Here is a 10013-nt window from a genome sequence, read left to right on the forward strand (position 1 = left end):
GGTCCACCAGCACTCCGGCACCCGAAGCGATCAGCACGCGCCCTGCCTTGCCGGCAGGCGGCTCGGCGGCGGACACGGCCTTGTCCAGCGCGGCCAGCGTCTTCTCCGGTGCACCCTGGTCCGCGAGCTGGTTCCGCAGTCCCCGCCAGCGCAGTTCGGCGACCTTGGCCGCGTCCTCCGTGTCGTGCGACGCGTCGAGATAGACCGATGCGAACGGACCTGGCGCCGTGGCTACGTCTCGCAACTTCGACATGTCCATGTACCGGGTGTTACCCGATACATGGACATCTACACGATTCCCGCGTGTCCCACGCTCACCAGGCGGAAGCCCGCCTCCCGGACCTTGTCGACAGGAACGACGCCGCGCGTGTCCACGAGCACCGGTGTCGTCATCCGGTCCGCGAGCGCGGGCCAGTCGAGCTCGGCGAACTCCGGCCACTCGGTCAGCACGACGAGCACATCGCGGCCGTCCGCGAGTTCCTCCGGCGTGCTGACGACGGTGATGCCGTCGACGTCGTGAGTGATCGCCGGGTCGTAGGCGCTGACGTCGCCGTCCAGCAGCCGTGCGATCGCGAGCGCCGGCGAGTCGCGCAGATCGTTGGTGCCCGCCTTGAACGTCAGTCCGAGCAGCCCGATCCGGTTGCCCTCGATCTTGTCGGCGATGCGGCGGACCTGATGGTCGTTGGTGTCGACGGCGGCACGCAGGGTCGCGAAGTCGACGTCCTGGTCACGTGCCGTGGTGAGCAACGCGCGGGTGTCCTTGGGCAGGCAGGAGCCGCCCCATCCTGGGCCCGGCCGCAGGAACGCTGCACCGATGCGTTCGTCCAGCCGCATGCCCTCTGTGACGCCGTCGATGTCCGCGCCGACGTGTTCGCACAGCTCGGCGAGGGTGTTGACGAAGGACAGCTTCACCGCCAGGAAGCTGTTGCAGGCGTACTTGATCAGCTCGGCGGTGGTGTTGTCGGTGAGCACGACCGGCACGTCGCCGTAGAGTCCTGCCACACTCCTGGCCGCGTTCTCGTCGGTTGAACCGACCACGACCCGTTGCGGCCGCAGGAAGTCCTCCACCGCGTGGCCTTCGCGCAGGAACTCCGGGTTCGACACGGTCAGCCGATGCGCAATGCCGCGAGCGGTACCGACGGGAACCGTCGACTTCAGCACCAGCACGGTGTTCTCCGGCACCTGGGCGACGACGTCGTGGACGGCGGTGAGATCGGCTTCACCGTGATCACCCGACGGCGTGGGCACGCAGACGAACAGGAAGTCCACATCGGACGGGAACACCGCGGTGAACTCGACGTCATGCCGTTCCAGCAGCTCCGCGAGCCCCGGCTCGACCAGGTCGACCTCGTTGCGCCGCAACCGTTCGATCTTGGACTCGTCCACGTCCGCGCAGACGACGTCGTGACCGAGGTGCGCGAAGCAGGCGGCCGTGGTCAGGCCGACGTACCCGGCGCCGACGACACCGATTCGATGCACGTCCGTCCTCCCAACATGTCTCGTGCGGCGGTCAGGACCTCCCCCGGGTCACGCGCGCACCCGGAGTTCGCCACGGGCCCGGTGCAGGCAGGCGGCCGGCGGGATGGCGGCGCTCGTCACGATCATCCGGACGATCTCCGGTGCCGTGCGGGGCCCTGGCGCGATGCGTTGTGCCGCGAACCGTGCGGTCAGAGCGGCCCAGCCCAGTACCGCGGCGGCCGCGGCCCGCCGCTTGCCGCTCAGTCCACACAGGAGGGCCACAGCCGCAAGAAACGTGGTGAGCGCGTGTTCGCGCAGCTTGCCCCGGCGTCCGCCGATCTTCTCCCGCCACCGCGGGCCGTGCAGCTTGCGCATCAACGCGTCGTCGGCGTTCCCGCGCTGCTGCTTCACGCTGGTGAAGAAACCGGTGCGCCGCACGGGATGCGTGGTGACCCGGTCACCTCGCACGACCCGGTACCCGAGGTCCATCACCCGCAACGCGAGATCCGCGTCTTCCCGGTAGGCCCTCGGGAACCGTTCGTCGAACCCACCGGTCTCCAGCAGCACGGACCGCCGGTACGCCATGTCAGCGGTGATCCACTTCGCCTCGGCGAGGCCGGCGGTGTTGCGTTCCCAGTCGGTGGGCCTGCGGTCCCTCGGCAGCGGCACCTCGATGCGCGCCTGACTGGCGGCCACGTCGTTGCCCGCTGCCGCGAGATCCTTGGTGAGCTGTCGCTTCCAGTCCGGTGGCGGCACCACGTCGTCATCGACGAACACCACCCACTCGCTGGCGGCCCGCCGCCATCCGGCGTTGCGCGCGGCGGCCGGTCCGCGGCCGAACTCGTCGTACACCACGATGATCTCGTCCGGCGGCGGCCCGTCGCCGTGCCGGATCGCGTTCACCACGACGTCAAGGCTCTCGCGGCCGAGGGTGGGGATGATGACCGTGTAGCCGGTCATCGCCGCACCACGTACGGGCCGATCGCGAGCAGGTCGATCGGTGACGAGCCGAAGCACTCCAGCGCGTCCCTCGGCGAGTCGACCATCGGCCGCCCCGCGGTGTTGAGGCTGGTGTTGACCACGACCGGCACGCCGGTGCGGCGGTCGAACTCCTGCAGCACCCGTTCCAGCAGCGGGTCGTTCGCCACGGTCTGCACCCGAGCAGTGCCGTCCACGTGCACGACCGCCGGGATGCGGTCCCTCCACTCAGGACGGACGTCGTGCACGAAAAGCATGTACGGGCTGGGAACCGGTCCGCGCGCGAACAACTCGTGCGCCCGGCTTTCCAGCACCATCGGTGCGATCGGCCGGAACTGCTCGCGGCCCTTGACGTCGTTCATCCGTTCCAGGTTCGCCGCGTAGCACGGGTTCGCGAGCAACGACCGGCGTCCGAGCGCCCTCGGTCCGTACTCCGAGCGTCCCTGGAACCAGGCGACGATCTTGTCGTCCGCCAGTGCCCGCGCCACCACCGCGGCCAGGTCCGCCGGCTTCTCGTACACCACCTTCGCCGTCCGCAGCACCTGCTCGATCTCGTCATCGCCCCAGCCGCGGCCGAGGTCCGCACCGGGCATCGGTGCCAGCGGCTCACCCGACGCCTCGTGCAGCGCGGCGCCGAGGGCGGTGCCGGCGTCACCCGCCGCGGGCTGCACCCACACCTCGTCGAACGGTCCCTCTGCGAAGATCCGCGTGTTCGCGACGCAGTTCAACGCCACCCCGCCCGCCATCGCCAGCCTGCGCTCACCGGTCTGGTCGTGCAGCCACGTCGCGAGCTCCAGCAGCACCTCCTCCAGCCTGCGCTGCACGCTGGCGGCGAGTTCGGCGTGTTCCTGCAGCAGTTCCCCGTCCGGCGGCTTGGCCAGCGTGTTCCACTCGATCGGCGTGATCTGGAAGCCGCCGTCAGCGGTGGTGATGTGCTCGCGCATGAGGTCCAGGTGCACCGGTTCAGCATGCGAGGCCAGTGCCATGACCTTGTACTCGTCGCTGGACCGCAGAAAACCGAGGTGCTCGGTCAGGTCTTCGTAGAGCAGGCCGAGCGAGTGCGGCAGCCGTTGCTCGGCGAGCTTGACCAGCATCTGGTTCTCGTACCGTCCCGCGAGGTAGGAGCCGCACTCGCCACGCCCGTCCGCCACGAGCACCGCGCAGTTCCCGCCGAACGGCGCCGCGAGCCCGGTCGAGGCCGCGTGGGCGGCGTGGTGCGGCACGAACCGCACGATCTCCGGGTCCAGCCCTGGCAACGCAGCGGCGAGGAACTGCGGGGCCCGCCAGGCATAAGTGGTCCGCAGTTCCTCCCACGGCGCGGTGTCGTCCTCCGCGAGCGCGGGATCGTAGGAGTACGCGACAGCGTCGAGATCGGACGGCGTGAGCCCCGCTTTCTCGAGGCACCACTTCGCCGCCATCTCCGGCAGCTCCCACGCAGAGAACGGCACCGGGCGCTTTCCGTGCTTGCGCCGGGAGAACCGCTCCTCCTCGGCGGCCGCGACCGTGTGCCCGTCGATCACGAGGGCGGCCGCGGGGTCGTGAAAGATCGCGTTGATGCCCAGGACCCGCATCACGCCTCCCTCGCCATCACTCGAAGTCCTTGTTCCAGCGAGACTTCCGGCTCCCAGCCGAACAGCTCCCGCGCCCTGCTGATGTCCGGCCTGCGTCGCCGCGGATCGTCGGTCATCGCACCGACGTGCTCGATCTCGGAGTGGCTGCCGGTCACCTCGATGACTTGCTTGGCCACCTCCAGCACCGTCACCTCCTCGGGGTTCCCGAGGTTGACCGGTCCGGCCTCGTCGCTGTCCGCCATGGCCAGCACGCCGCGCACGAGGTCGTCGACGTAGCAAAGCGACCGCGTCTGCGTGCCATCGCCGTGCACGGTCAACGGCTCGTTCTTGCGCGCCTGCGCGAAGAACGTGGGCAACATTCGCCCGTCGCTCGACTTCATCCTCGGCCCGTAGGTGTTGAAGATCCTGATCACGCCGACGTCGAGACCGTGTTGCCGCCGGTACGCGAACGCGAGCGCTTCACCGAACCGTTTCGCCTCGTCGTACACGCTGCGCGGCCCGATCGGATTGACGTTGCCCCAATAGGTTTCGCGCTGCGGATGCTCCAGCGGATCGCCGTAGATCTCACTGGTGGAGGCGATGACGACCCGCGTGCCCAGCCGTCTGGCCTCCTCCAGCACGTGATGGGTGCCGAACCCGCCTGTCTCCAGCGTGCCGACCGGCGACGCCAGGTAGGCCGACGGCGACGCGGGACACGCGAAGTGCAGCACCAGGTCGCAGGGCGGCAACCGGAACGGCTTGCTCACATCGGCCTGCAGGAGTTCCACGGCGGGCGGCACGTTGGCGGACGCACCCGTGCTGAAGTCGTCCACACAGATCACCCGCACGCCGCGCGCCACCAGGGCCTCGCACACGTGCGAACCGAGAAAGCCCGCGCCTCCGGTCACCACAGCACGCTCCACCATGCGAATGAGCTACCCGGCGAAACGCGCCCTACACCGCTCCCGGGAAAGTCGGCGGCGTCCTCGTGCTCGTCGCATCGCAGAGTCCTGCTTCGAGGACAGGACGGTGAGCTGCGAAAACGCAACCACTGGCGTGATCACCACGGCGCGGGGTAACCGATTGCATGGAAGACAACGACAGACGGATGCGTGTCCTGTTCTCGCACGCATTGCATCGAGTGGTCGCAGGTGCCGGAGCTGCCTCGACCGGCGTGGCCGCCGTGGCCATCGTGCTCGCATGGGTCGTCGTCGGTGTGGTGGCGGGGTTCTCCGAGGGCTGGCACACGGTCTTGTGGTCGGTGTGCTCGGCGGTCACCTTCCTCATGGTGTTCCTCATCCAGCACACGACGGATCGCCAGTCGAGGGCGGTCCTGCTCAAGCTGGACGAGCTGATCCGGATCCACGGCGAAGCCCGCGACGAGGTCATCGCGGTGGAGACCCGGTCGCTGGCCGAACAGGATCGGCTCGAAGACCAGATGACCAGTCAACGGCATGCCGGGCGGGACCGGTAGGGCGCCGTGCTGGCTCGGGGAGGCAACAGCAGAGGCGATGTGCTGGAGCGGTTCTGCCATCGGCACAGCGACGCCGAACGCGAGGCGGAGGTCGCGCGCGCCAACGAAGTCGTCGACGCCGCCGCCGAGCAACGCACGGACCCGGACTGGTCCGACTAGCCAACTCCACAGGAGTCGCGGCAGGTCAGTCGGCCAGCTGATCGAGCGGAAGGCGCCGGACGAGCACGTCCCGCGCCACGTCCAGGATCGACCTGTCCGCGGCGAACGCGTGCGCCCGCAACCTCAGCAGTGCCTCCTCCAGGCTGATCCGCAGCTGCGCGGCGAGCATTCCGGTCGCCATGTTCACGTCCTGGTACGACGTCTCCATCCGCACCTGTTCCTCGCCTCCCATCTGCTCGTTCTGCGCGAGCAGCACCTGGGAGACCAGGTCGGCCAGCACCGCGGCCTCGACGACGAACTCGGCGGGCAGCGCACCGGGACGGCGGCGGTACAGCGCGAGCGTGCCGAGCAGGATCGCACCGACCTGCAGCGGGAAGACGAACGCGGCCGCGAGATCCCCGGCCTGTCCGGACGCGGCGAACACCGGCCACCGGACCCCGTCGGCGGTCAGGTCCGGGACGAGCACCGGGCCGCCAGCGGCGACGGCCTCGACACCGGGCCCCTCGCCCAGCGTGTACTGCGCCTCCTCGATGCCCGCCGCCCACGGATCACTGGCACCGACCAGCTCTCGGGTCTGAGAGTCGCCGTAGAAGACCAACGCCGCGGCATCGACGTCGGGCAGCATGCGCACGCACGCCGCACAAAGGGCCTGCCCCAGTTCCGCACGCCCCGACGCCGTCCTGCACTCGAACACCTGCTGCATGAGCCGGTCTCGGTGTTGCCCGTCCAACGTCCTTTCCTCTTGCCACCGGTCATTCGCCGCGGTTCGCCACTCCCGCCAGCCTACGAACATCACCGGGCGTTCGCACTTCACCGCATCAGCGTTCAGGGTGCCGTCGGGTCGGTGAGGCCCGGCAGGTCCAGCTCGGTGTGGCGGCTCGCGATGATCTCGGCGAGCTGGACGAGCTTGACGTTGAGGTCCTGGGAGGAGCGGCGCAGCAGGTCGAACGCCTCGTCGGAGGTCAGGCCGCGGCGGGCCATGAGGATGCCCTTGGCCTGTCCGATGACGTCGCGGGAGTCGATCGCCCGGCGCAACTGTGCGGCGTGCAACGTGGCCGCGTCGACGGCTTCCGTGTGGGACAGGGCCAGCGACGCGTGCGTGGCCAGCAACAACGCCACCGCCTGGTCCGTCTGGTCGAGACCGTGCCGCTCGCGGGAGTAGATGTTGAGCGCGCCGGACAACCGGGGCGCCTGGGCGTCGGGCAGCAGCGCCGTGGACAGCACCGCGCCCATGCCTCGTTCGGCCGCCGCCGGGCCGAACCGGGGCCAGGACCGTGCGGTGGACAGGTCGGGAGCGACCGCGACGGCGGGTCCCGCCGGATCCGCCGCGTCGAGGCAGGGACCCTCCAGCAGGTCGTACTGCAACTGGTCGAGCTCGATCGCGATCGGGTCGGTCTCCACCGGGGTGTGGAACTTCCCGTCACGCGACCGCAGGGTCACGCTGACCACGTCGGCGCCGGGCACGACCCGCACCGCGGCGTCGACGACCTGCCGCAACACCTCTCCGGCGGTGGTGGCGTCGAGCAGGGAGTAGGTCAGGGTGGCGAACTGCTGGGCCAGCGGTCCGAGCGGCGCCCCGTGATCCCGCGCGGGTGCCCGGCCGGACGCGGCCGCTTTCTCGGCGTCGGCCGTGAACCTGGTCCTGTCGCGGTTCCAGTCCTCGGCACTGGGCGGCATGTGCGGCACCTCGCTCGTCTCCTTCCCATCCGGCGGAACACCGGTGGCGGCGGTGGATCAGGCCGAACCTGCGCTGCCGAACGCCTGCCCACGGTAAGCGATTCCGGTGCTCACCGCCGACGTCCGACGGGTCGCTGGCCGCCGGGTTGAGTGGCAGCGCGAAAGCCTTGTCCTGCATGGACCGCAGAACCTGCACGCCTTGTTCGAGCACGCGGATGCCGCGCGGGATGTTGAGCCTGTCAGCGGCACTCGGGCCCAGACCTCCGCCCACGCGACGAGCAAGACCATCAGCAGCCTGACCGGCCACCGGATCATGCGCGAGCAGCGACCACGGCCCGTCGCCCAGGCAGGAAATCTCGCGCCGCGGTCAACAGCGTGCGCGCCTCCATCAGCTCGCCGTATTCAAGGTGCTCATCGGCGGCCGCCACGTGCGCCAACGCCCGCTGGGGCGCGTCCGGCGCCTCCACCATCGCCTTCGCCAGGCATTCGCGGGCCTGCTCGGCCTGCATGGCGAGGTCCGCTCCGGAGGTGGCGCGGATGAGGACGAGAGCTTCACAGATCGCCTCGTCGAGAGAGCTGTGGTTCACCGGGATCGCCGCCTTGAGCGCAGTCGGACGGAAGAGCGCCGACTGCTTGACGCCGATCCCGGCTACCCGCGCTTTGCGCCGGTCAAACAACCCTGTCGTTCGTGCTCGACATCTCTTCTCTTACCGCAACGGCGGGTTGTGCAGCGGTGTCACGGTGGCCTCGGGCTGGTCCGCCATGCGCACCAGGGGCTGCAGCGGCAACGAGACGTTGCCGTCCGCCGTGGTTTCGATGTGCTGCAACATGATTCCTTCACGCAGCGCCCACGGGCAGATGCGCAGGCGTTCCACACCGAGCGCCGTCATGGTGGCGTGGGCGACGATGGCGCCGGCGAGGATTTGTTTGGCTCTGGGCTGGGAGACCCCGCGCAGTCGTCCTCGCTGGGCCGCGGACATCTTGGCCAGCCGCGGGATCCAGTCGCGGACGTCGTCCGCCGACAACGCCCGTGAGACGAACGGCCCGTCGCGCTGCGGTGCCGCGCCCGCGAGCCGGGCGAGCTGTTTGAACGTCTTCGACGTCGCCACGACCTTGCGCGGCGCGCTCTCCCACCGCAGCCGGTCGACGACCTCGCCCAGGGTGTCCCGCACGTGCCGGCGCAACTCCTTGACCTCAGCCCGCTTCGGCGGATCGTGGTCGAGGAACGCGCGGGTCAACCTGCCGGCGCCCAGCGGCAGCGACACCGCGAGCTCCGGGTCGGCGTCACGGCCGAGCGCGATCTCCATCGAACCGCCGCCGATGTCGAGCAACAACAGACGCCCGACGGACCAGCCGTACCAGCGATGCGCGGCCTGATAGGTCAGCCGTGCTTCCTCTTCCCCTGCGAGGAACTGCGGCCGAATGCCAACAACCCGCTGGATGTGGCCGACGATCTCCTCGCGGTTCGTCGCATCCCGCACGGCCGACGTGGCGAACGGGTACAGCTGGTCCACACCATGCCGATACGCGGCGGCCACCGCGTCCGCGACGGCCGACGCCACCCGTTCGACACCCTCCGCGCTGACCGAACCGTCCGGCTCGATCTCCTCGCCCAGCAACGTCGGTGACTTCACCGAGTGCGCGGGCAACGGTGGCGCGCCCGGACGGACGTCCACGATCTGCAACTGCGCCGAGTTCGACCCTATGTCCAGCACACCAAGACGCATGTGGAGCCCATACCCGCTGGGGCGCGGGCTAACCACCCGTGCCACGCAACCTGGCCGCACGCACGGCCAGGTAGTGCTGTTCGGGCAGGCTCGCGGTCATCCTCGCCGCGCGCAGGTACGACTCGCCGGCCGCGGCGAGGTCTCCCGCTTGTTCGAGCAGGTGCGCCCTGACCGCTTCGAGGCGGTGGCTGTGCGCCATCCGTTCGTCCGCTTCCAGAGTGCCGAGCACCGCCAAGCCCGCCCGCGGACCGTGCACGGCGGCGACCGCCACCGCGCGGCTGAGCGTGACCACCGGGCCTGGCGCGATCTGGACGAGAACGTCGTACAGCGCCAGGATCTGCGGCCAGTCGGTGTCCTCCGCGGTGGCAGCTTCGTCGTGCACGGCGGCGATTGCCGCCTGCAGCTGGTACGGCCCGACCGGCCCGGTGCCGAGCGTCCGCTCCACCACCGTCACGCCTTCGGCGATCATCGCGGCGTCCCAGAGGTCCCTGCGTTGTTCGGCGAGCGGCACGATCGCTCCGGTCTCGTTCGTTCGCGCCGCCCGGCGTGCGTCGGTGAGCAGCATCAACGCCAGCAGCCCTGCGACCTCGCAGTCGCGGGGCAGGAGCCGGTGCAGCAGGCGGGTCAGCCGGACCGCCTCGCCGGTCAGGTCGGCGCGGCCCAGCTCCGGTCCGCTGCTGGCGGTGTAGCCCTCGTTGAACATCAGGTAGACCACGTGCAGCACGATGGCCAGCCGCTCCGGCCGCTCCGCTTCCCGCGGGAGTTCGAACCGGGCGCCGGTGGCACGGATCCGTTGCTTGGCCCGGCTGATGCGCTGCGCCATCGTGGCCTCCGGCACCAGGAACGCCGCCGCGATCTCGGCGGTCGTGAGTCCGCCCACGGCGCGCAAAGTCAACGCGACCTGCGATGACGCCGTCAGCGCCGGGTGGCAGCAGAGGAAGAGCAGCGTGAGCGTGTCGTCCTGCGCGGCCGCGGCGACGGCGCCGGCCG

Annotated in this window: 11 protein-coding genes and 1 pseudogene; 2 read left to right on the plus strand and 10 right to left on the minus strand. The window is 70.0% G+C overall.

What is annotated here, in order from left to right; translation table 11 throughout:
* The 5 genes and pseudogenes from FXN61_RS42810 to FXN61_RS42830 all read right to left on the minus strand — a co-directional run.
* Positions 1-259: pseudogene (locus FXN61_RS42810) on the minus strand (Rv2629 family ribosome hibernation factor); the annotation flags it as partial.
* 29 nt (positions 260-288) lie between these two features.
* Positions 289-1479: a UDP-glucose dehydrogenase family protein gene (locus FXN61_RS42815; protein WP_167979563.1), complete on the minus strand. Its 1191-nt coding sequence runs from the start codon at positions 1477-1479 to the stop codon at positions 289-291.
* Between the two features lie 48 nt (positions 1480-1527).
* Positions 1528-2418, minus strand: a complete 891-nt coding sequence (locus FXN61_RS42820) for a glycosyltransferase family 2 protein (RefSeq protein WP_167979564.1) — start codon at positions 2416-2418, stop codon at positions 1528-1530.
* Positions 2415-4007, minus strand: a complete 1593-nt coding sequence (locus tag FXN61_RS42825) for a carbamoyltransferase family protein (protein WP_167979565.1) — start codon at positions 4005-4007, stop codon at positions 2415-2417. The genes FXN61_RS42820 and FXN61_RS42825 overlap by 4 nt, the downstream gene beginning before the upstream one ends.
* Positions 4007-4912: an NAD-dependent epimerase/dehydratase family protein gene (locus tag FXN61_RS42830; RefSeq protein ID WP_167979566.1), complete on the minus strand. Its 906-nt coding sequence runs from the start codon at positions 4910-4912 to the stop codon at positions 4007-4009. The genes FXN61_RS42825 and FXN61_RS42830 overlap by 1 nt, the downstream gene beginning before the upstream one ends.
* Positions 4913-5094: 182 nt before the next feature.
* Here FXN61_RS42830 and FXN61_RS42835 point away from each other — a divergent pair, with 182 nt between their 5' ends.
* Positions 5095-5460, plus strand: coding sequence for a low affinity iron permease family protein (locus FXN61_RS42835; protein ID WP_167979567.1), 366 nt, complete (start codon positions 5095-5097; stop codon positions 5458-5460).
* Positions 5461-5466: 6 nt separating this feature from the next.
* Positions 5467-5619 carry a hypothetical protein gene (locus tag FXN61_RS42840; RefSeq protein WP_167979568.1) on the plus strand — a complete coding sequence of 51 codons (153 nt, stop codon included), beginning with the start codon at positions 5467-5469 and terminating at the stop codon, positions 5617-5619.
* A 25-nt stretch (positions 5620-5644) separates the two neighbouring features.
* Here FXN61_RS42840 and FXN61_RS42845 read toward each other — a convergent pair whose 3' ends face one another.
* From FXN61_RS42845 to FXN61_RS42865, 5 genes are all read right to left on the minus strand, one after another.
* On the minus strand, positions 5645-6349 hold the full coding sequence (locus tag FXN61_RS42845) for a GAF and ANTAR domain-containing protein (RefSeq protein WP_246292901.1): 705 nt from the start codon (positions 6347-6349) through the stop codon (positions 5645-5647).
* Positions 6350-6444: 95 nt separating this feature from the next.
* Positions 6445-7296 (minus strand): GAF and ANTAR domain-containing protein, encoded by an 852-nt coding sequence (locus FXN61_RS42850; RefSeq protein WP_167979569.1) that lies wholly within the window; start codon positions 7294-7296, stop codon positions 6445-6447.
* A 311-nt stretch (positions 7297-7607) separates the two neighbouring features.
* Positions 7608-7973, minus strand: a complete 366-nt coding sequence (locus tag FXN61_RS42855) for a hypothetical protein (protein ID WP_167979570.1) — start codon at positions 7971-7973, stop codon at positions 7608-7610.
* A 30-nt stretch (positions 7974-8003) separates the two neighbouring features.
* Entirely contained in the window at positions 8004-9023 is a 1020-nt protein-coding gene (locus FXN61_RS42860) for a Ppx/GppA family phosphatase (protein ID WP_167979571.1), read from the minus strand.
* A 28-nt stretch (positions 9024-9051) separates the two neighbouring features.
* Positions 9052-10013 (minus strand): RNA polymerase sigma factor (locus FXN61_RS42865; RefSeq protein ID WP_167979572.1); only part of this gene is annotated, 962 nt, incomplete at its 5' end.

This window comes from Lentzea indica, assembly GCF_012184385.1.
Lineage (GTDB): Bacteria > Actinomycetota > Actinomycetes > Mycobacteriales > Pseudonocardiaceae > Lentzea > Lentzea indica.